Genomic DNA, 19,997 nt, shown 5'->3' with positions numbered 1-19,997 from the left:
ATTGTTTGTCAGTAAACCAAAGGCTTACCAAAGCTGTAATAGCACCAATAACCGAAACTACAGCACTGAGCATATTTCTCCCTGATTTTTAACGCTTGCAGCATGCGCGCCCACGGAATGGAGCCGAAGGCGCAATGTAGTGGGCGTCGCCGTGCCTGCAGTGGTTATAAGTCATTTCACTACTCTCAAATAAGGAGGAAGCCTCTTACCTCCGGCCCTTTGAGTATCCTCACCCAAGAAGGCTTTCCGAGCCTCGTCTACGACCCCCTCAAGTTCTTTAAGGTAGTATTCGCAAAGCTCTTCGATAGACTTTTTCTTCAAATCGTCATCATCTGGAACCGGCAATTCGCTGAAGTGCTGCTGAACCTTGGCCATGCTTTCGGGGAGTTCAACGTAATACTTTTCCTTTGTCCCATCCGGCAATTCGATTTCCCACCCACTACCGCCAGTTTGATCTCCAATGAAAAATCCACTGGCTCCTGTGGGAGGTGTTCCCAACTTTGCCATGTCAGAAGATGAGAAGTTGACTGAGGCAGATGTGCTGACCGGCAGTTTTCCCTGTTTGAGTATTTCGTTTCTCAGCGTGACGAAATACTTCATCAGAACATCAGACTTCATTTTTTCCTGTATGGGTTGATACCAAGCATCAAACCGATCAGAACCAACAGGCGTTTTAAGGTTCTGAATTACGAAAGTCACCGACCGGCCAAAAACGACCAAGTTTCGGATGCCCGAATACCTCCGGTAGCGATTTCCCGACGTGAGATCCTCGTAGCCGAACCGAGCCGTTTGGAGCGTTTCTTCAGCCTTCTGAATTATCGCCCGAATCTCATTACTCACTCAGAACCTCAATGACTTATAACGCCAGCGCACAACGGCGCACTTGTAATGGAGGCGCAGCCGCAATGAAAAGTGCGTCCGGCGGCCACCGGCCGCGAATTGCTGCGCCTTGTTATGCATAGCCTGCTACCTGATCCACTTTAAATAGGAACTGATCATCTTGGAGCATTGGTTTGTAGTGAAGCTCACTATTACCCGATTCGGTCCAAATCAGATGCTGGAATTCGCCAAAGTAATCCGCATTGATTAAACCTTTTTCAAGCAGTGTAGGGACAATTGTAAGGTCGAGAACCCGCATATTTGGAAAAGTCAGCCAGACATGCAGGTCTAGTTCTCGGTTTGGATCAAACCCCTCAGCGAGGGTTCGACGCAGAGATGACTTTGAAACTGGGTACAACGGTGTGCCCTTGAACTCGACGCTGCCGACGGTTATCGCAAGCCCGCTAGCCTGTGAAAGCTCCGACTGCATCCAGTTATCAAAAAATTGCTGGCTAACACTATGGCAGAGCCCCGCCAAATCAGGAGGCGATTCTTTGATAAACTGCTCCGCGATAGTCGGCAAAATATGGTCAGTGAATTGGGCCAGATCTGGGTTGTCAGCAAGCTCCCGATAATGTTGTAAAAGGTCATCGTAAGCCTCTTTGGGCACCTTTTCGTTTCGGAGCTTGTTCCCGAATTTTACAGCGGAAACATACTCATCGAGATAGCTCACAAACTTCCTCCTCTAGAACTGCATAACGCCAATATTCAGCGGCGGCCTTTGCGTAGCGAAGCGAAGAAAAGGCCGTCCGGTGGAGGCCCAAAGGGCCGTAACGAACTGGAATGACTTGTTAACTGTGCCGCATGCGACGCCGTTGGTTCTCATTGGGGAGTGGCTTTTCAGGTCGGTTTTCACAATACCTACACCCTGCATCTCCGCAACGGCCCTCAAGCCATATGTTGCAATACGCGCAGATAAAAGCATCAAAAGGCTCATAGTAAATCGCTGGCTCCTGACACTTGTGGCATGAAACCGAGTCTTCCGGAATGAAACCCTCGATTTTGACCGCCCCGTCGATGAGCAGAAACCCTTCTTCATCAGCCTTTTCTACGAACTCTGTATCCATGCTTTTCTACAGTTAACGCTGAAGCGCACCGGTGGCTTTGTCGCAGCGCAGCGGAGACAAAGGCATCCGAGTGACGCGCCTGGTTAAATTACTACCGCTCACCTTCAAGGCCATGCCATACCCGGAGAATGATGATGGCACTGGGATGGAGCGAATATCGAACGACATATTTCCCGAAAACCATATCTCGAACAGAGTCAGGCACCGGTGCCATTTCAACTGGCGTGCCCATCTTGGGAAAATCAGGAAGCAATTCGATTTTGCCAACCAGTTCGGTGGCGATCCGGGCTGCCGCCGATGGATTGTGGACTGCAATGAACTCCCTGAGACGCTGTAAATCTTCAATGGCTTCGTCCGTGTAAACCAGTTTCACTTACCTGACCTCGGTGCATCCTGCTCGTTGTCGGTTCCCCAACTATTAAGCCAGCTGTGAACCTCGCGGGCATCAACAACCTTGCCTTGTGCAGCGGACTCCATTGCTTCTAAGGTCTGTTTCCAGCGCTCTTGCTCCAGCTGCTGCTTTTCTATGTACTCCGATAATGCTTGGTTAATTACCCAACCTTTGCTCCGGTGCAACCTGCCAGCAATTGCTTCCAGGTGCTGTTCAACTTCTGCTTGAAGGCGAACCGTGGTGACGCTCATGACTATACCCTCGAGTTTGGTTACTACAATGTATTACAACATAGTCTACGAGGGTGCGGCAAAAAATTTAACGCTGAGGTAACCGGCGCCGGAGCGCGAGCGGAGGGAACCAAAAGCGGCACGCTTTTGGCGTCCGGTTGACCGCCTGGTTATGGCCTCGCATGCTTAGTCACCGTGTGAATTACAAATTTCCCGCAAATCAAGCAAATGACGAGAATTAGTAAAATTTGGATGGGGAGGTTCGCGGCGAAATACCACCAGTACTCGTCAGATACCTCTTCCTTAGCTTCGACCAAGCGGTCCAAAAATTCCGGAGAGCGCCTCAATGCATTGCCCTCTTCTCGGGAAAGATCTGATATGGACCTGCCATCTAACGCTAATTCAATAGCCTCTTTATTAACGTGCTCTGTCAGTGCTCGCCCATAAGTTCCGCCTATGGCGCTGACAAACACTGCCAAAATTAGGCTGGCAAAAATGGACAGATAAACCTTCTTCTTCACTCGACTTCCTTGTGGTCATAACGCGAAGCTAAGCGGCGCCCTGACAAGGGCGTCCGGTGGACGGCCGACAGGCCGGGAACGTACTTGAGCGACTGGTTAAGTGTCATAGCCCAGATCTTCCTTTCTCTGACCAAGCTTGAGCGCCTTTGCTATCAATGGTTGTATTTCCGAGAGCCAGTGAACGGCGTTGGCAGAGCATGTATTTGAGTAAATTCCGGCTAGCTCCCTGCCTGCACTAGAGACAAAAGACAGTGCGACAAATCCTCGGCCTTTGGCTGGCTGCATTTCTTTGAGAACCAGCTCCGTTACGTCAGAAATAGGTGCTGAGATGCTGCGATTGTTTTTGATACAGCCTAGCGTTCCATCCGAGGAATCAGACCAGACGATGAATGCGCCTGCGGGTTCGCTGGCGTACTTCTTTTTGACTTTCTCCGAGGCCTCATCCTGAAGGGGAATATCAGCTTCGGCGTCGACCGGTCTTTCGATTTTCAACCAAACATCCATGATGCGACCTTTTACACTTAACGCTGAGGTAACCGGCGCCGAAGCGCAGCGGAGGGAACCAAAAGCGGTACGCTTTTGGCGTCCGGTTGACCGCCTGGTTAATGGCCGTTCACCACCGTGGTTGAGCCTGGAAACCCAGACCGCATGCCCTCTCCCGGACAGCTTGCACCAACTTGACGGATGGCGACAGGAACCAGAACGCAAAAGCCGCCGACCCGATTACCATTTAAGACGGACGGCCCCGCGACTGGGGCACGTCATGAATACCGACACTGCTGGCCATTGTGGCAACCAAACCAAACAGCGCATTTTCCGGCCTTGGCGATCACCAGAGTGAGCGGGCTTACAACCAATCCCGGTGCCAAGGCCTTTGCACCCCACCTGCTAAAAACTCACGAATGCCGGGCCAATAACGCCAGCAGCATGCGCGGCTTTGTAGTGAAGGCGAAGCCGCAACGAAAAAGACGTCGCCATGCCTGCCCTGGTTAAATTATATCAATCCTAATGTATCGTACTTGTTTATCGCAGATTGCATGTTGGCATGCTCGCTCGCACCCATCAGATCTGGAAATAGGGTTAAGTGATTTATATTTGACCTATTCAGGTGGATCAAACATTCTTCGACCATCCTGTTGGGGATTAGCATTTTTATTAGCACGGCCTCTTTGGATCTATCCCCGGAAAATTTTTTCTGTACCCATTCGTCCAAAATAGTTTCAGGTGGCAACCTGACAAATAGTCCTGCTTGATTAATGAGCCGATGATTCTCCTCTGTCAGAGGTGTGAAAATATCGACAAATTGCTCTTCCGTTTCTTCGGACTGTTTTTTTAGGTCCAGCAAGGTGCTCATGTGTATGGCGTAGACCGCTCGATAGTCAGCATCGGATTCTTCACTAAAAGCAAAATAAAGAGCAACGTAAGGTGAGCGAGTAAAATCAAGTAAAGGAGTTGCCAGGCCATAATGTTGGCCAAGTGACCACCAGTCATTTTCACTCAGCTCATTCAGACTCCCGTTTCGTCGGCCTCTTGCAGCATATTTAAATGCGTCTAGATGGCGATCTTCCGGGATGAGCACTTGCGACTTTTTTCGAAGGCGATCCAAGGTGTTCTCAAGCTTCCATTCCGAGTTACTTTGCCCCCGAAAACAATATCCTGGAAAGTTCACAAGCTCTTGAGTAACAAACCTATAGAAATACTTCCAATTTTGAAGGCGTATAATCATAACGCCATTTATTGGGTCTTCCTTGCTGATTTTCGGTCTTTTCGCCAAGGATTACTCCTTCAAATTTAACGCCTTGGCTTTGCGGCGTGCCGGAGCGCCAGCGTAGGCGCGTCCGACAACAGCCACTGGTTAAGCTGCTTCGAAGTCCAAGGGATGAATGCCATCCAGATTGACCGTATTGCGGGCCACCCAAAGATCGTACATGTCCTGCATTGCCAACCAGCTCTCAGGAGTGCGCCCGAGAACCTTGGATAGCCGCAATGACATTTCCGGGCTAATACCACTATCTCCTTTGAGCAGCCGAGACAAAGTGGAAGGTGATACGCCCAGACTGGAAGCAAGCTGACGGGAACTGATACCGAAAGGCTCCAGATACACCTCCCGAATGAACTCGCCTGGATGCGGCGGATTATGCATAGTCATTAGTGATAATCCTCATAATCAAGAATGTAGGCATTGCCGTCCTGAAATTCGAACGTCATGCGCCAATTTCCGTTAACCCGAATCGACCACCGCCCCTTGTCTTTTCCCTTCAATGGGTGAATCCGAAAGCCAGGGATGTCCATGTCCTCCACCGAAGTGGCCGTATCCAGAGCAGCTAACTGCATACGCAGTTTCTTGGCATGGTCAGGCTGTATGCCCACCGTGCTGCCGGTCGAGTAGAACCGCTTCAGTCCTTTGTGACGGAAAGATTTAATCATGAGGGGATGATAGCATGGTGCGCATCACGCAACAATAGAGCTTAACGCCCTTGTTTAGCGGCGCCCATGTAGCGCAGCGAAATGGGCGTCCGGTGTAGGGCCGCGAGGCCCGAAACGTACTACAACTATTTGTTAAAGGCTTTTGCAGTAAGCGCTCGGTAGCCACTACAACACCGACGATATTGTCTGAAAGACGCTCACAACTGTCAGGAACCCGCCAATGACGATCAGTCGTCTTTGAGAGAGATCGATGCCCTGAATCAGAACAAAGGTTCCGACCAAGCCGCTGAAAAAGCCTCCGCTAAACTGGGCACCACCAACCGCATAAACAAACACCAAGTAAACCACTGCCAGCAAATACAGCAATACTCGTAACGGCTTAAACTCAAAACGCTTGTAGTAGGCTTGGTCTTCTGGAGAAAGATCTTCCTTGTTCACCGGGAACTCCCTTTAGCCTTTAACAGCTAATTATACGAACGCGTTCGCATATCACCCGTTCGTAAAACTCCATTCAAACACGCCCAAGAAAAAACAAAATTCTTCATAAAAATAATACCTTGAGCACTATTCACCACGGCTACCGCCGGAGTTATACGCCCATTCTTGAGCCACCCCTGCTCCCGCTATAGGCGTATAACTCCGCCATTCCTTTTCTAACTTCTCAACCCTATCAGATAGTTACCAACATTTCTTATGCAATTTTCAGAGTTTTGCGAACGCGTTCGTGTAACTCAGCCAACATAAGCCTCTTGACTTTATCCCTAACCGGATTACTGTATATAAAAACAGTATTCAAGGATGAACGGATATGGATATCCCCACCCCGATACCGGCACAATCAACCCGCTTTTTGGACAAAGTCCGGAGCTTCATGCGCCTGCGGGGCATGGCGTATAAATCAGAGAAAACCTATCTGTTCTGGATTAAACGCTTCATCCGCTTCCATGGCCTCCAGCACCCTACAGCCATGGGCTCTGGAGAAGTCGAATCGTTTCTGTCTCATCTGGTTTTGCAGGCAAACGTAAGCGCTTCTACCCAGAGAGTCGCTTTGAACGCCTTGGTATTTTTATATCGTGAATTCCTTGGCCAACCTTTGGACGACCTGAAGTTCGAACGGTCCAGAAAGCCGGTGAAGCTTCCAACGGTATTCAGTAAAGAAGAAGCCAGCGCTGTCATTGGCAACCTGGGCGGAGATTACAAGCTTATTGCCATGCTCCTCTATGGATCTGGCCTGCGGATAAACGAAGCCCTGCGCCTAAGGGTCAAAGATGTTGATTTTGATATGCAACAGTTGATTGTTCGAGCCGGTAAAGGTGCTAAAGATCGAATTACACTGCTGCCAGATCGCCTCGTCGAACCGTTAAAACAACAGATCGATTCCGCGCTGCATTTGCATCAGGCCGATCTTTTGAAGGGATTCGGCTCGGTCTATCTTCCTGCAGGCCTGGAACGCAAATACCCAAGTGCCAGCCAAGAGCCCGCCTGGCAATATATCTTTCCGGCTCAGGAGCTTTCACGAGATCCCCGCTCCGGCATTCGCCGTCGCCACCATCTAATGGATCGAACCGTTCAAAAACACATTCGCCGGGCTATCCAGGCGGCCGGCATCCGCAAACTCGCGGGCAGCCACACCTTTCGTCACAGTTTTGCCACCCGGTTACTTGAGGCCGGCTATGATCTCCGCACTATCCAAAAGCTGCTTGGCCACTCGGATGTGCGCACCACAGAAATCTACACCCACGTTGTTCGCAAGGGTGGTTTTGGGGTGCGCAGTCCGGTTGATGAGGGCTTTTAGCATCAGGGAAGGAACGCGGCGGAAGTCGGGCTCCGCCGCAATTGGAATTATTGCATATCGTTGAAAGCAGCGTCGGTCCTGGCCGCCAGAATAAAGTCGTTTTTGTGCAGGCCGCCGATTTCGTGGCTCCACCAGCTCACGGTCACTTTTCCGTACTCAAGAACAAGCACAGGGTGGTGGTCTTGTTCTTCGGCCAGTTCGCCAATCTTGTTGGTGAATTCCAGCGCCTTCACAAAATTTTTGAGTTTATAAACCTTGTGAAGCCGTTCTTCACCGTCCATATCCAGAATGTCCCAGTCCGGAACCTCTTTGTGCAACTGCTGCTTTTCTTCCTCGGTCGCCTTGGGTGCAGTCGGGCTGCAGGCTTCACAGCTGTGTGTTTTCAGGTCACTCATGTCAACCTCCATGGTTGATGGCTGTAGTACAAGCGTGGGTCGTGCTCTTCGCTTTATCAACCCTTCCCTTGAAATCCGGCCGCTTTCAGAATACTGTATATTTAAACAGTATCTCGAGAGTTTTGATCATGAGCGAGCTTCTGAACACGCTGATACAGGATGCCCGTGTCTGGCAGGGGCGTCGCCACACCCAGACCACACAACCTGCAGAACCCACTGGTTACCAGATACTGGATAATCAGCTTGGCGGCCTGGGCTGGCCACTGGGCGCCCTGAGCGAGTGCCTGCTGGATGCACCGGGTATTGGCGAACTGCATTTGCTACTGCCGCTGATGCAACGGGTGTGCGAAGAGGGTAAAAGCGTGTTCTGGCTGAACCCGCCGCATACGCCCTATGCCCCTGCCCTGGCCCGGGAAGGCGTCAATCTGGACCAGGTAGTACTGATCCATACCGACGATGAGGGCGACTTTCTGTGGACCCTGGAGAACTGCCTGCGTTCACCGGTCACGGGCCTGGTAATGGCCTGGCCGGGCAAGCTGGCCTCACGGCATGTCCGTCGCCTGCAACTGGCCGCCGAAGCCGGGAGCAATGTGTGTGTGCTGTTCCGGGAACGATGTTACGCCGGGCAGAATTCTCCGGCAGCCTTGCGGCTGGAGCTGGAGCCGGGCGAACAGCAACATCTCAAGGTGAATGTGCTCAAGCGCCGGGGTAGCTGGCCCGGGCAGCGCTGTTCACTGGCCATGGCCCAGCGGGCCGATCTCGCATTCCGCGAAACCACCCGGGTTATCCGGGGCCCTTGGTCGGGTTCAACCGGGTAATAACGCGCCATGCTCTGGCTGTATCTGCATTTCCCGCACCTGGTGCTGGACCATATTCGGCGCACCCGTGAAGACCAGGGCGCCCTGGTGGTGGTTGAAGGCTCTGGCCAGAAGGTGATCCAGGCCTGCCCCGATGCCAGGGAACAAGGCATCCGTCGCGGCATGCGCCTGAAAACCGCCATCAGCCTGGCGCCGGATCTGGGCATGGTGCGGGCCGATGAAACCCGGCAAGCCAGGATTCTGGAAGATCAGGCCCGCTGGCTGTACCACTATGCGGCCCATATTGTGCTGGTGCCGCCCGATGGTCTGTTAGCCGAAATTGGCAGCCTGAAAAAACTCTATGGCGGGCTGCCCGCCGTTTGGCAAACCGTGGAACAGGGGCTGAATGAGCGCCAGCTGAACGCCTGGATCGGTATTGGCTATACCCCTCTGGCGGCCCGGCTGATTGCCCGCGCCGGCAAGGGGGAATGCACGGCAGACAAAGGCCACATTCTTCGAAGCCTGAGCCAGATGCCCCTGTTGGCAGCGGAATTCAACGAAAAGGCCTGCACCCGTTTGCAGCGCCTGGGGCTGAACACCCTGGGAGAGGTGTTTGATTTACCGCCCGGTGAACTGGCCCGGCGCCTGTCTCCGGAGTTACTGGCTTACATCCAGAAAATACAGGGCGCCCGGCCAGATCCCCGCGCGCCCTGGCAGCCGCCCCACTCGTTTCGGCAACAAGCAGATTTTGTGCAGGAAATAGAACACACCCAGGGGCTGCTGTTTCCGCTCCAGCGTATGCTTGTCGAACTGGAAGAAGATCTGTGCTGGCGCCAGCAGGATACCGACAGCCTGCGGCTGGTTCTGAAGCACCGGCACGCGGAACCCACCCGGCTGCAGATTCGCACATCCGGGCCGGAGCACCGGGCTGACAATTTCCTGAACCTGGTTCGCCTGCGGCTGGAGCAGCATTCCCTGAGCGCCCCGGTTATCTCCATGGTTTTGCGGGTGAAGCGTTTCCTGTCACGGGAAGCACCCTCCGGGCAGGATCTACTGGGTGAAACCCAGGATCTGAATGAAGCCTGGCATACCCTGATCAGCCGGCTGCAGGCGCGCCTGGGCGATCAGGCCCTCAGGCAGCTCTCGCCCCAGGCGGATCATCGTCCCGAGCGGGCCTGGTCGGCCTCGGAAGTTCTGCGTAAAACCGGAACGCCGATCGTACCGGCGGCAGAACTGCCCAGGCGGCCGCTCTGGTTGTTGAAAGGCCCGCAACCGCTCACCGAGGCGCCCGTTACCTGGTTTTCCGGGCCTGAGCGCATCAGCGGTGGCTGGTGGGATGGCCAGCGCGTGCATCGGGATTATTACATAGCCCAGTTGAGCAGCGGCCAGTTGGCCTGGGTCTTCCGGGATGCCCGGGAAGGCTGGTTTGTGCATGGGTGGTTTGGCTGATGTCCGGGCAGCAGTATGCGGAGCTGTTCTGCTTCAGCAATTTCACCTTCCTCACCGGGGCCTCTCATCCTCACGAGCTGGCCGAGCGGGCGCATGAGCTCGGCTACACTGCCCTGGCCATCACCGATGCCTGCTCCGTTGCCGGCATTCCCCGGGCCTGGGCAGCGCTGGCAGAAAGCCCTGTAAAACTCATTACCGGCAGCTGGTTTGAGTTGTCGGATGCCCCCGCCGGCGCCACTCAGCCCCGCTTTATCCTTCTGGCCCGCACGCGCAAAGGCTATGGCCAGCTTTGCCAGCTGATCACCACTGGCCGTCGCCGTGCGGAGAAAGGCCAGTACCAGCTGTTTTACCGGGACATTGAAACCCACACCCTGGATGACTGCCTGTGCCTGTGGCTGCCCCCATCGCCTGCCGAAGCGGATTCCGACCAGGCGCTGGCCTGCGGCGATTGGCTGGCCCGCCTGTTCGATCACCGGCTCTGGATTGCCGCAGCACGCACCCTGGAATCCGGCGAGGAGCAGCGGCTGGCGCGGATACACTGGCTGGCCGATCAATTGCGCATTCCCGTGGCTGCCGTTGGCGAGGTGCATATGCACAGCCGGGAGCGCCAGCCGCTGCAGGATGTACTCACAGCCCTGCGCAATCACACCAATCTGGAGAATGCCGGCCACTGCCTGTTCCAGAATGGCGAGCGATACCTGCGTCCCCTGCCCGTTCTGCAACGGCTGTTTCCGGAAGCCTGGCTGCAGGAAACCCTGGCCATTGCCAGCCAGTGCACCTTCGAGCCCGGCAGCCTGCGCTATGAATACCCGCCAGACCTGGTGCCGGAAGGTGAAACTCCGGCCGGCTACCTGAAGCGGCTGACCCGCGAAGGCGAGCGCCGGCGTTACCCGGAGGGCACACCGCTGCAAGTTCAGAGCCTGATCCGCAAGGAGCTGGGCCTGATCTCGGAGATGAAGTACGAGCATTACTTCCTCACCATCCACGATATTGTCGACTTTGCCCGCAGCCGGGGGATTCTCTGCCAGGGACGGGGTTCGGCGGCCAACTCTGCGGTCTGCTACTGCCTTGGCATAACCGAGGTGAACCCGGCCCGGGTGGAACTGCTGTTCGAGCGGTTTATTTCCAAAGACCGGAATGAGCCGCCCGATATCGATGTGGATTTCGAGCACGAGCGGCGTGAAGAGGTTATCCAGTATATCTACCGGCGCTATACCCGTGAGCGCGCCGCCCTGGCTGCCACAGTGATCCGCTACCGCCCCAAAAGCGCCATTCGGGATGTTGGCAAGGCCCTAGGGTTTGATCCGGCCCTGGTGGAACAGCTGCTGGAAGGCATCGACTGGCGGGACAAGGCCACCAACTGGCGCCAGCAGATTCTGGAAAAAAAAATCACCCGCAACCCACAGGTGGCGGACCAGTTCTTTACCCTGGTGAATACCCTGCTGGGCTTTCCCCGGCATCTGTCCCAGCACGTGGGCGGTTTCGTGATCAGCGCCGGGCCACTGACCGAACTGGTGCCGGTGGAGAACGCTGCCATGGCCGACCGCACCGTCATCCAGTGGGACAAGGACGACCTCGAAAGCCTGGGGCTGATGAAGGTGGATGTGCTGGCCCTGGGTATGCTCTCCGCCATCCGAAAAGCGCTGGAACTGATCAGCGATGAGAAAGGCGAGCCTTTCCGAATACAGGACATTCCCCAGGAAGACCGTGACACCTACGCCATGCTTCAGACAGGCGACAGCATCGGCGTATTCCAGGTGGAATCCCGGGCCCAGATCAATATGCTGCCCCGCCTGAAACCGGAAACCTATTATGACCTGGTGGTTGAGGTGGCCATCGTGCGGCCGGGCCCCATCCAGGGTGACATGGTGCACCCGTACCTGCGCCGCAAGCACGGCCTGGAGCCGGTGGACTATCCAAACGATGCCGTGCGCAAGGTGCTGGAGCGCACCCTCGGTGTGCCCATCTTCCAGGAACAGGTGATTAAACTGGCCATGGTGGCGGCGGGCTTCTCCGCCGGTGAAGCCGACCAGTTGCGCCGGGCCATGGCGGCCTGGAAATCCCACGGCGACCTGACCCCATTCCGGGAAAAGCTGGTCACCGGTATGCTCGAGCGTGGTCACGATGCCGACTTTGCCGAACGGCTGTACCAGCAGATTTGCGGCTTTGGCGGCTATGGCTTCCCCGAATCCCACGCCGCCAGCTTTGCCCTGCTGGTCTACGTCTCCGCCTGGATCAAACGGCACTATCCGGAGGCCTTTTACTGTGCCCTGCTGAACAGCCAGCCCATGGGATTCTATTCTCCCTCACAGCTGGTGCAGGACGCCCGCCGGCACAACGTTACCGTGCTGCCGCCCGATGTGAATGCCAGCCAGTGGGACCATACCCTGGAAGGCGAAGAACGCCACCTGCGCCTGGGCTTGAGAATTATCCAGGGCCTATCTGTGAATGGCGCCGAACGCATCCACCAGAACTGCCCGGCTGGCGGCTACCGTTCCGCCAGCGAACTTCGCCGCCTGGCCGCCCTGAACCAGCGGGATATGGAATTGCTGGCCGGCGCCAACGCCATGCCGGCATTCACCGCCAACCGCCACCAGGCATACTGGCAACTGCTTGACCACGAACAACCTGCGGAGCTGTTCGCTCAGGAAACGGCGGTCGACTACCAGCCGGACGACTGCCAGCAATTGCCGGAACCCTCAGAAGGCCAGAACGTGCTGGCCGACTACGCCAGCCAGGGCCTCACCCTGCAGCGTCACCCACTGGCATTACTGCGGGAACAGGGCCATCTGAAGTTCTGCCTCAGTGCCGAGCAACTGAAAAGTACCAAAGCCGGCATTCCGGTTCAGGTCGCCGGCCTCGTCACCGGCCGCCAGCGCCCCGGCTCTGCCTCCGGCGTCACCTTCGTCACTCTGGAAGATGAAACCGGCAATGTGAATGTGGTGGTGTGGCTGGAAACCGCCCGCCGCCAACGTAAACCGCTGCTCACTGCCCGACTGCTGCACGTGAAAGGGGTACTGGAAAGACAAGGCGACATTGTTCATGTGATGGCCGGCAAACTATCTGACCTGAGCCACCTGATCAAAACCCTCCCGGTCGATTCCCGAGATTTTCACTAGCTCTTTGATAACCGCACTGAAGCCGACAGCGGCTGTGTGGAAGCCCTTTTCAGGAATGTTGGAGGCCATGGACGGCCGGAAACAAGCGCACGTGGATGTGCTCGTAGCGGTTCCTGAAAAGGGCTTCCACACAGGCGCTACCACCAAACTAAAAGGCTAGAAAACAAAAAACCCCGCACATAGGCGGGGTTTTTTGTACTGCGGTGAACAAATCAGCCAAGCAGCTTGATCATCACACCTGCAGCAACCGCAGAGCCGATAACGCCGGCCACGTTCGGGCCCATGGCGTGCATCAGCAGGAAGTTCTGCGGGTTGGCTTCCAGGCCCACCTTGTTGGAGACCCGCGCTGCCATCGGCACCGCAGATACACCGGCAGAACCGATCAACGGGTTGATCTCTTCCTTGGTGAACTTGTTCATCAGCTTCGCCATCAGTACACCTGAAGCAGTACCCACACCGAAAGCCACAATACCCAGGCCCAGGATACCCAGTGTCTGGCCATCCAGGAACTTGTCGGCCATCAGCTTGGAGCCAACAGACAAGCCAAGGAAAATGGTCACGATGTTGATCAGTGCGTTCTGGGCGGTGTCGCTCAGGCGCTCAACCACACCACATTCGCGCATCAGGTTACCGAAGCAGAACATACCCAGCAGCGGAGCGGCATCGGGCAGGAACAGAACCACGGCAATCAGCACCACCAGCGGGAAGATGATCTTTTCCTGCTTGCTCACCGGGCGCAACTGGGACATCTTGATAGCCCGCTCTTTCTCGCTGGTCAGCGCCTTCATAATCGGCGGCTGAATCATCGGAACCAGCGCCATGTAGGCATACGCCGAAACCGCGATCGCACCCAGCAGGTGCGGTGCCAACACGCTCGATACGTAGATGGATGTGGGGCCGTCGGCACCACCGATGATACCGATGGCCGCCGCTTCAAGAATGTTGAACTCCAGCACCCCGGTCCAGTCCAGCAAGGCAGCGCCCAGTACGGTACCGAAAATACCGAACTGTGCCGCAGCGCCCAGAAGCAGTGTCTTAGGATTAGCCAGCAGCGGACCAAAGTCGGTCATGGCGCCAACGCCCATAAAGATCAGCAGAGGCCCAACGGTGCTGCCGATGACAACCGAATAGAAGTTGTACAGCATCCCGTTGCCATAACCGAAGTCCTGAGCCAGGGAATTGGCCATCGCCATTTCGGAGTAGCTCGCTTCCTTGAACGCCACTTTGAAGGCTTCTTTGAGCTCCGGCGTTACCGCCTGGCCGGCTTGATAAGCCACGTCCAGCGGTGCCGCCAACGCAACCAGAATCTCGGTTGTGCCTTCCTTCAACGCAAAGTGAATGGCATTTTCCGCCGCAGTCAGGGCCAGGCCTGCCTCCGGAATATTCGCCAGAATGCCACCAAACCCGATGGGGACCAGAAGCAACGGCTCAAATTTCTTGTTGATCGCAAGATAGAGGAGCAACAGGCCAATGGCGATCATGATCACCTGGCCGATCTCGATATTGAACAGGCCACTACCTGTCCAGAGTGTCATTAATTTTTCCATGGAATGCTGGCCCTTTATGCGATTGTCAGCATTTCATCATCAGGGGAGACGGCATCACCGACCTTGATGAAGACTTCGCCGATAGTGCCGGCTTTCGGTGCGCGAACCTCGGTTTCCATTTTCATGGCCTCGAGGATAATCATCACATCGCCCTCTTCCACGGTGTCACCCGGTGAAACCAGAACTTTGAAGATGTTACCGCCCAACGGAGCAACCACAGGCTCGCCGTCACCCGCTGCAGGCGCCGGAGCCGAGGAAGCCGCAGGTGCGGAAGCAGCACCGCCATCACCCTGGATCTGGGTGATCTCGCCACCTTCGGAAACAGCCACTACAAATTTCTTGCCATTCACGTCGACGGTGTAAGTCTCTGGACCTTCAGCCTTCTTGGCAGGAGCGGCGTCTTCGGCAGTCGGTACCGGCTCAAACGCATCCGGATTGTTGCGGTTCTCCAGGAACTTCAGGCCAATCTGAGGGAACAGTGCGTAGGTGAGTACGTCGTCCTCAAGGTTATCGGCCAGCTTGATACCTTTCTCGTCCGCAAGCTTCTTGAGTTCGTCGGTCAGCTTGTCCATTTCCGGCTCAATCACATCCGCCGGACGACAGGTCATCACTTCCTTGCCATCCAGAACACGGTCTTGCAGTTCTTTGTTCATCGGGGCCGGCGCTGCACCGTACTCACCCTTCAGAATGGCAGAGGTTTCCTTGGAGATGGACTTGTAACGCTCGCCGGTCAGAACGTTCAGTACCGCCTGGGTACCGACAATCTGGGAGGTCGGAGTCACCAGCGGGATGAAGCCCAGGTCTTCACGTACCTTGGGAATCTCGTCCAGAACCTGATCGAACTTGTCGCTGGCGTTCTGCTCACGCAGCTGGTTTTCCATGTTGGTGAGCATGCCACCCGGAACCTGGGCAATCAGAATGCGGGAATCGGTACCGCGCAGGCTGCCTTCGAATTTCGCGTACTTCTTGCGCACCTGGCGGAAGTAGCTGGCAATTTCTTCCAGCAGGTTCAGATCCAGGCCGGTGTCCCGGTCAGTGCCTTCCAGAATGGCAACTACGGCTTCGGTGGGCGAATGGCCATAGGTCATACTCATGGAAGAAATGGCCGTATCCACATTGTCGATACCGGCTTCCGCGGCCTTGATGGCGGTGGCAGTAGACATACCGGTAGTGGCGTGACACTGCATATGAATCGGAATATCCAGTTCTTTCTTCAGACGGCTGACCAGATCGAACGCCACATACGGCTTGAGAATACCCGCCATGTCTTTGATGGCGATGGAGTCTGCGCCCATGTCGGCGACTTCCTTCGCCAGCTCTACCCACATATCAATGGTATGCACCGGGCTGGTGGTGTAGGCAATGGTGCCCTGGGCGTGTTTTCCGGTCTTGCGGACGGCCTTGATCGCACGATCCATGTTGCGGGGATCGTTCATGGCATCAAAAATACGGAACACGTCAACGCCGTTTTCGGCGGCACGCTCACAGAAACGGTCAACCACATCATCCGCGTAATGACGGTATCCCAACAGATTCTGACCGCGCAGAAGCATCTGCTGCTGGGTGTTGGGCATGGCTTTTTTCAGTTCACGGATGCGCTCCCAGGGGTCTTCGCCCAGGTAGCGAATACAGGAATCAAAGGTCGCGCCGCCCCAGGATTCCAGGGACCAGAAACCGACCTTGTCGAGTTTCTCGGCAATAGGCAGCATGTCATCCAGCCGCATACGGGTGGCAAGCAGGGACTGGTGGGCGTCACGCAGGATAACGTCCGTAATCCCCAGCGGTTTCTTCGTGTCAGTCATCGTGTCAGCCTTCTGTTTAAAGGTTCTAGTCTTTACCGGGTCACTTCTTGTGGCGCGACCGGAATTGTGCAATCGCCTTCTTGATGGCCTCGGCGGTGTCAGGGTCAACCGACGCGGGCGCCTTCGGCTTGGCACGTGGCGTTTTGGCCGGGGTTGCCGGCTCTGGCGGCGCAAACCGTCGAATGAGTTTGGACATGAGCAGTGTCGCGAATACCAGAATAATCAGGAACACGAACACAAATCCCATACCAGCAATCATCAAGTCGACAGCTTGTGACATCAGCTCATTCATATTGAATAGCTACCTGTATTGGTTTGTTGATTTCCCCGAACGCTCCGGTAGGCCGGCTAAAACTAAAGTCTAATAGCCCTTCAAAACAATTCGGGAGGCAAAATCCTGCGTAATTTACCGTTTTCATTAACAGGGAGCAACCTGAAGCAAACATTTCTATAGGGACTTTCCGAGCGCTCCGGCCAAACGTCTCGCCGGCAGGAACGCATTTCAAAGGCCGGAATCATGCATATCGAACGCGGAATTTGCGCCCTTTCACCTTACCCTTTTCAAGTCGGGACAAGGCGAGAGCAGCCCATTCAGACTCCACGGCCACAAAACACTGAAAATCAAACAGGTCAATTTTACCAACCGCTGCTCCGGGAATGCCCGCTTCGCCCGTCAGCGCCCCCATAACGTCCCCCGGGCGCACCTTGTCTTTCCGGCCACCGGCCAGGCACAGAGTTTTCATGGCGCAAACCACCGGCTGCAGACGCTCGGCCAGCAGTTTGTCGGTATCGCCCCAGGTGACGACCTCACCCCTCTGCGCTTCCAGGCGGGAGATTTTGTGGCCGTGGCGCGGAGTACACAGAGTTACCGCACGGCCCTGCTCACCCGCTCGCCCGGTACGACCTACCCGATGAGTATGAACCTCCGGGTCCCGGGCCGGCTCGGCGTTGATCACCAGCGGCAGCCCCTTGATATCAAGCCCACGCGCGGCCACGTCCGTTGCCACCAGCACGGTGCAGCTTTGATTGGCGAAACGCACCAGGGCACTGTCTCGCTCCCGTTGGTCCAGATCGCCGTGCAGCGCCAATGCCGAGAATCCCAGGCTCGACAACTCGGCCGCCAACTCGTCGCAATCCCGCTTGGTGGTGCAGAACACCAGGGACGATACCGGCTGAAACCGCGACAAGAGCGCGGCCACTGCGGTTACCCGCTGCTCGGGCTGCACCTCATAAAACGACTCATCGATGGTCGTGGTTGCCGCTTGTGCTTCTACCCGCACGTCCCCGGCCTGATTCTGGAACCGCTCGCTCAGTTGTCGTATGGCCGGCGGCCAGGTAGCAGAGAACAACAAGGTTTGGCGCCTGGCGGGTGTTTGCGACAGAATGCCGGTGACCACCTCCTCGAACCCCATGTCGAGCATTCGGTCGGCCTCGTCCAGCACCAGCATCTGTAATCCATCGAGCGTCAATGTGCCTTTGCGCAAATGGTCGTCCACCCGGCCTGGCGTACCCACCACAATATGGGCTCCATGTGCGAGTGACCCGATTTGCGGACCAATGGGCACACCACCGCACAGGGTCAGCACCTTTACGTTCTCTTTCGCCCGGGCCAGTTCACGCAGTGCTTTGGTCACCTGGTCGGCAAGCTCGCGGGTCGGGCACAACACAAGACTCTGCACCTTGAACCGCTGCGGATTAATCGATTCAACAATGGGTATGCCGAACGCAGCCGTTTTACCGCTGCCGGTTTGCGCCATGGCAATCACATCCCTGCCCGCCAATGCCAGGGGCACAGCTTCGGCCTGAACAGGCGTCGGCTGCTGGTAACCTAACTGCTCCAGATTGGCCTGCATCGCCTGCGAGAGGCCCAGCGTTTTGAAAGAAGACATAGAAAAATCCGTAGGGTGAGTTGCGGTGGGTGATTGGGATATCACTGACAGCGTATACTTGATTCTGAATTGCTGAAGTTTATCACGAATCCACGGAGTCACTGATGGCCTCACTGCAGGAACAGTTAATGAAAGCCGGGCTGGCCGATGAAAAGAAAGTCCGGGAAGTGCGCAAAGAGAAGCGCAAACAGAGAAAACAACAGCCGAAAGGCGCTGCCGTTGTCAATGAGGCAGAAGAACGGGCTCGCAAAGCCCGGCAGGAAAAAGCCGAGCGCGATCGGCAGCTGAATCTTGAGCGCAAACAGGAAGCGGAGAAAAAGGCCATTCAGGCGCAGATTCGCCAGTTAATCGAGACCAATCGCCTGGACCGCAGCCGGTGCGAAACCTCCTACCAGTTTGTGGATGGCAAGAAGATCAAGAAGATTCTGGTGAACGATACCATGGTCGACCAGCTTTCCCGGGGCCGTCTCGCCGTGGTTCGCCTGGGCGAAAACTACGACGTGGTGCCGGAAAAAGTAGCCACCAAGATTATGGAGCGGGATGAGGTGGCCGTGATTGTGCTGCACGACCGCCAGCAGGACGATGTGGGCGAGGACGACCCCTACGCGGGCTACGAAATCCCCGACGACCTTATGTGGTAACCCAGAAGAAAAAACCCCGCTCAAGGCGGGGTTTTTTTGTTTGACTTGGCGCGGCCGGGAGGATTAAACGGGCCTTCGGCCCTTCCCCTTCGGGGCCGCCGCTGCGCTCCGGCGTTCCTTTGCGCGCATGGCGCGCTGCGGTCGAACCTCTTGTCGGTTTAAATCCTTTCGGACCTTGAGGTGTAAAAACAAAAAACCCTGCATAAGGCAGGGTTTTTTGTTTGATTTGGCGCGGCTGGGAGGATTCGAACCTCCGACCGCCTGGTTCGTAGCCAGGTACTCTATCCAGCTGAGCTACAGCCGCTAAAACTGGGGTGTGGTCAAGATTTGGCGCGGCTGGGAGGATTCGAACCTCCGACCGCCTGGTTCGTAGCCAGGTACTCTATCCAGCTGAGCTACAGCCGCGCATCTTAAACACTGTGGTTGATCGCTACTTCAACCTGTCTCACCTTTCCAAAAAGGAAATGGCGGAGAGGGAGGGATTCGAACCCTCGGTACGATTGCTCGTACGGTTCCTTAGCAGGGAACTGGTTTCAGCCACTCACCCACCTCTCCTTGAGAACGGGGCGTATACTACCACGATTTTTGAGTTTTCATAGGGTTGACACGAATTTTTTCTGTTTGATTTCCTCTGAAATCAAAAAAGCCGCCCGGGTTTCCCTCGAACGGCTTTCTCACTGATCAGCTATTGCCCGGCTCTGGCTCATCGGAGCCTTTCTCGGATTGAATCCGCTGATAGATCTCTTCGCGGTGAACAGCCACATCTTTCGGCGCGTTCACACCAATGCGAACCTGGTTACCTTTCACCCCGAGAACGGTGACGGTAATTTCGTCTCCGATCATCAGGGTTTCGCCTACACGGCGAGTCAAAATTAACATATCCCTTACTCCCTATCCTGAGCTACCTGTTCCGACGAACACTTTAAGTGTACTTGTTGCTTTTATAATGAGATCACTTCCAACATCAAAGACGCAAAAACCCCTACACTAACCCGCGTCTTGATAGATATCTTCAATGACCCTGATCAAAGGCAGCCTGAAACGTCCT

Annotated in this window: 21 protein-coding genes and 3 tRNA genes; 5 read left to right on the top strand and 19 right to left on the bottom strand. The window is 55.5% G+C overall.

Annotation, left to right across the window (positions count from 1 at the left end):
* Positions 1-171 precede the first annotated feature (171 nt).
* The 10 genes from ACP2AU_RS13815 to ACP2AU_RS13770 all read right to left on the bottom strand — a co-directional run bounded on the left by ACP2AU_RS13815 (position 172) and on the right by ACP2AU_RS13770 (position 5,953).
* Positions 172-840: a hypothetical protein gene (locus ACP2AU_RS13815; RefSeq protein WP_426376781.1), complete on the bottom strand. Its 669-nt coding sequence runs from the start codon at positions 838-840 to the stop codon at positions 172-174.
* A 112-nt stretch (positions 841-952) separates the two neighbouring features.
* Entirely contained in the window at positions 953-1,552 is a 600-nt protein-coding gene (locus ACP2AU_RS13810) for a hypothetical protein (protein ID WP_426376780.1), read from the bottom strand.
* 485 nt (positions 1,553-2,037) lie between these two features.
* On the bottom strand, positions 2,038-2,319 hold the full coding sequence (locus tag ACP2AU_RS13805) for a type II toxin-antitoxin system RelE/ParE family toxin (RefSeq protein WP_023012028.1): 282 nt from the start codon (positions 2,317-2,319) through the stop codon (positions 2,038-2,040).
* Positions 2,316-2,588: a CopG family ribbon-helix-helix protein gene (locus ACP2AU_RS13800; RefSeq protein ID WP_022989998.1), complete on the bottom strand. Its 273-nt coding sequence runs from the start codon at positions 2,586-2,588 to the stop codon at positions 2,316-2,318. Before ACP2AU_RS13800 ends, ACP2AU_RS13805 begins: the two co-directional genes overlap by 4 nt.
* A gap of 149 nt (positions 2,589-2,737) precedes the next feature.
* Positions 2,738-3,088, bottom strand: a complete 351-nt coding sequence (locus ACP2AU_RS13795; protein ID WP_426376779.1) for a hypothetical protein — start codon at positions 3,086-3,088, stop codon at positions 2,738-2,740.
* A gap of 96 nt (positions 3,089-3,184) precedes the next feature.
* Positions 3,185-3,592, bottom strand: coding sequence for a hypothetical protein (locus tag ACP2AU_RS13790; RefSeq protein WP_426376778.1), 408 nt, complete (start codon positions 3,590-3,592; stop codon positions 3,185-3,187).
* Between the two features lie 490 nt (positions 3,593-4,082).
* Complete coding sequence (locus ACP2AU_RS13785) at positions 4,083-4,862, bottom strand: FRG domain-containing protein (protein ID WP_426376777.1); 780 nt, start codon at positions 4,860-4,862, stop codon at positions 4,083-4,085.
* An 81-nt stretch (positions 4,863-4,943) separates the two neighbouring features.
* Positions 4,944-5,237, bottom strand: coding sequence for a HigA family addiction module antitoxin (locus tag ACP2AU_RS13780; RefSeq protein ID WP_068436756.1), 294 nt, complete (start codon positions 5,235-5,237; stop codon positions 4,944-4,946).
* Complete coding sequence (locus tag ACP2AU_RS13775) at positions 5,237-5,515, bottom strand: type II toxin-antitoxin system RelE/ParE family toxin (protein WP_426376776.1); 279 nt, start codon at positions 5,513-5,515, stop codon at positions 5,237-5,239. The genes ACP2AU_RS13780 and ACP2AU_RS13775 overlap by 1 nt, the downstream gene beginning before the upstream one ends.
* A gap of 165 nt (positions 5,516-5,680) precedes the next feature.
* Positions 5,681-5,953, bottom strand: coding sequence for a hypothetical protein (locus ACP2AU_RS13770; protein ID WP_286893498.1), 273 nt, complete (start codon positions 5,951-5,953; stop codon positions 5,681-5,683).
* A gap of 370 nt (positions 5,954-6,323) precedes the next feature.
* Here ACP2AU_RS13770 and ACP2AU_RS13765 point away from each other — a divergent pair, with 370 nt between their 5' ends.
* Complete coding sequence (locus ACP2AU_RS13765) at positions 6,324-7,310, top strand: integron integrase (RefSeq protein ID WP_426376775.1); 987 nt, start codon at positions 6,324-6,326, stop codon at positions 7,308-7,310.
* Between the two features lie 47 nt (positions 7,311-7,357).
* Here ACP2AU_RS13765 and ACP2AU_RS13760 read toward each other — a convergent pair whose 3' ends face one another.
* The gene (locus tag ACP2AU_RS13760; RefSeq protein ID WP_426376774.1) at positions 7,358-7,705 is read right to left on the bottom strand and encodes a 4a-hydroxytetrahydrobiopterin dehydratase; all 348 of its coding nucleotides are present in this window, start codon (positions 7,703-7,705) and stop codon (positions 7,358-7,360) included.
* 128 nt (positions 7,706-7,833) lie between these two features.
* On the opposite strand from ACP2AU_RS13760, the gene imuA reads away from it, so the two are divergent.
* Genes imuA through ACP2AU_RS13745 form a run of 3 tightly spaced genes read left to right on the top strand, consistent with a single transcriptional unit; the run spans position 7,834 to position 13,070 of the window.
* Positions 7,834-8,523 carry a translesion DNA synthesis-associated protein ImuA gene (gene imuA, locus ACP2AU_RS13755; protein ID WP_426376773.1) on the top strand — a complete coding sequence of 230 codons (690 nt, stop codon included), beginning with the start codon at positions 7,834-7,836 and terminating at the stop codon, positions 8,521-8,523.
* 9 nt (positions 8,524-8,532) lie between these two features.
* Positions 8,533-9,951, top strand: a complete 1,419-nt coding sequence (locus ACP2AU_RS13750) for a Y-family DNA polymerase (protein ID WP_426376772.1) — start codon at positions 8,533-8,535, stop codon at positions 9,949-9,951.
* On the top strand, positions 9,951-13,070 hold the full coding sequence (locus ACP2AU_RS13745) for an error-prone DNA polymerase (protein WP_426376771.1): 3,120 nt from the start codon (positions 9,951-9,953) through the stop codon (positions 13,068-13,070). Before ACP2AU_RS13750 ends, ACP2AU_RS13745 begins: the two co-directional genes overlap by 1 nt.
* A 212-nt stretch (positions 13,071-13,282) precedes the next feature.
* Here ACP2AU_RS13745 and ACP2AU_RS13740 read toward each other — a convergent pair whose 3' ends face one another.
* The 4 genes from ACP2AU_RS13740 to dbpA all read right to left on the bottom strand — a co-directional run bounded on the left by ACP2AU_RS13740 (position 13,283) and on the right by dbpA (position 18,308).
* Positions 13,283-14,617: a sodium ion-translocating decarboxylase subunit beta gene (locus ACP2AU_RS13740; protein ID WP_426376770.1), complete on the bottom strand. Its 1,335-nt coding sequence runs from the start codon at positions 14,615-14,617 to the stop codon at positions 13,283-13,285.
* A 14-nt stretch (positions 14,618-14,631) separates the two neighbouring features.
* On the bottom strand, positions 14,632-16,419 hold the full coding sequence (gene oadA, locus ACP2AU_RS13735) for a sodium-extruding oxaloacetate decarboxylase subunit alpha (RefSeq protein WP_426376769.1): 1,788 nt from the start codon (positions 16,417-16,419) through the stop codon (positions 14,632-14,634).
* Between the two features lie 40 nt (positions 16,420-16,459).
* Positions 16,460-16,711: an OadG family protein gene (locus tag ACP2AU_RS13730; RefSeq protein WP_426376768.1), complete on the bottom strand. Its 252-nt coding sequence runs from the start codon at positions 16,709-16,711 to the stop codon at positions 16,460-16,462.
* A 223-nt stretch (positions 16,712-16,934) separates the two neighbouring features.
* Positions 16,935-18,308, bottom strand: a complete 1,374-nt coding sequence (dbpA, locus tag ACP2AU_RS13725) for an ATP-dependent RNA helicase DbpA (protein WP_426376767.1) — start codon at positions 18,306-18,308, stop codon at positions 16,935-16,937.
* A 104-nt stretch (positions 18,309-18,412) separates the two neighbouring features.
* On the opposite strand from dbpA, the gene ACP2AU_RS13720 reads away from it, so the two are divergent.
* A complete protein-coding gene (locus ACP2AU_RS13720) occupies positions 18,413-18,949 on the top strand; it encodes a DUF2058 domain-containing protein (RefSeq protein WP_426376766.1) in 537 nt (178 codons plus the stop codon).
* Between the two features lie 227 nt (positions 18,950-19,176).
* Here the strand turns inward: ACP2AU_RS13720 and ACP2AU_RS13715 are convergent.
* From ACP2AU_RS13715 to csrA, 4 genes are all read right to left on the bottom strand, one after another.
* Positions 19,177-19,253 (bottom strand) — tRNA-Arg (locus ACP2AU_RS13715).
* A 24-nt stretch (positions 19,254-19,277) separates the two neighbouring features.
* A tRNA-Arg gene (locus ACP2AU_RS13710) sits at positions 19,278-19,354 on the bottom strand.
* Positions 19,355-19,414: 60 nt separating this feature from the next.
* Positions 19,415-19,504 (bottom strand) — tRNA-Ser (locus ACP2AU_RS13705).
* 126 nt (positions 19,505-19,630) lie between these two features.
* Positions 19,631-19,828: a carbon storage regulator CsrA gene (gene csrA / locus ACP2AU_RS13700; protein ID WP_354447999.1), complete on the bottom strand. Its 198-nt coding sequence runs from the start codon at positions 19,826-19,828 to the stop codon at positions 19,631-19,633.
* Between the last annotated feature and the right edge of the window lie 169 nt (positions 19,829-19,997).

Source organism: Marinobacter sp. VGCF2001 (genome assembly GCF_049943275.1).
Lineage (GTDB): Bacteria > Pseudomonadota > Gammaproteobacteria > Pseudomonadales > Oleiphilaceae > Marinobacter.
Note: the sequence above shows the minus strand (reverse complement) of the source record. Positions and strands in the feature narration are given on the sequence as shown.

Coding starts and splice junctions, on each gene's coding strand:
- dbpA (WP_426376767.1), bottom strand. CDS start 18,308: ATGTCTTCTTTCAAAACGCTGGGCCTCTCGCAGGCGATGCAGGCCAAT.
- oadA (WP_426376769.1), bottom strand. CDS start 16,419: ATGACTGACACGAAGAAACCGCTGGGGATTACGGACGTTATCCTGCGT.
- ACP2AU_RS13780 (WP_068436756.1), bottom strand. CDS start 5,237: ATGACTATGCATAATCCGCCGCATCCAGGCGAGTTCATTCGGGAGGTG.
- ACP2AU_RS13740 (WP_426376770.1), bottom strand. CDS start 14,617: ATGGAAAAATTAATGACACTCTGGACAGGTAGTGGCCTGTTCAATATC.
- csrA (WP_354447999.1), bottom strand. CDS start 19,828: ATGTTAATTTTGACTCGCCGTGTAGGCGAAACCCTGATGATCGGAGAC.
- ACP2AU_RS13800 (WP_022989998.1), bottom strand. CDS start 2,588: ATGAGCGTCACCACGGTTCGCCTTCAAGCAGAAGTTGAACAGCACCTG.
- ACP2AU_RS13730 (WP_426376768.1), bottom strand. CDS start 16,711: ATGAATGAGCTGATGTCACAAGCTGTCGACTTGATGATTGCTGGTATG.
- ACP2AU_RS13745 (WP_426376771.1), top strand. CDS start 9,951: ATGTCCGGGCAGCAGTATGCGGAGCTGTTCTGCTTCAGCAATTTCACC.
- ACP2AU_RS13760 (WP_426376774.1), bottom strand. CDS start 7,705: ATGAGTGACCTGAAAACACACAGCTGTGAAGCCTGCAGCCCGACTGCA.
- imuA (WP_426376773.1), top strand. CDS start 7,834: ATGAGCGAGCTTCTGAACACGCTGATACAGGATGCCCGTGTCTGGCAG.
- ACP2AU_RS13790 (WP_426376778.1), bottom strand. CDS start 3,592: ATGGATGTTTGGTTGAAAATCGAAAGACCGGTCGACGCCGAAGCTGAT.
- ACP2AU_RS13775 (WP_426376776.1), bottom strand. CDS start 5,515: ATGATTAAATCTTTCCGTCACAAAGGACTGAAGCGGTTCTACTCGACC.
- ACP2AU_RS13750 (WP_426376772.1), top strand. CDS start 8,533: ATGCTCTGGCTGTATCTGCATTTCCCGCACCTGGTGCTGGACCATATT.
- ACP2AU_RS13720 (WP_426376766.1), top strand. CDS start 18,413: ATGGCCTCACTGCAGGAACAGTTAATGAAAGCCGGGCTGGCCGATGAA.
- ACP2AU_RS13765 (WP_426376775.1), top strand. CDS start 6,324: ATGGATATCCCCACCCCGATACCGGCACAATCAACCCGCTTTTTGGAC.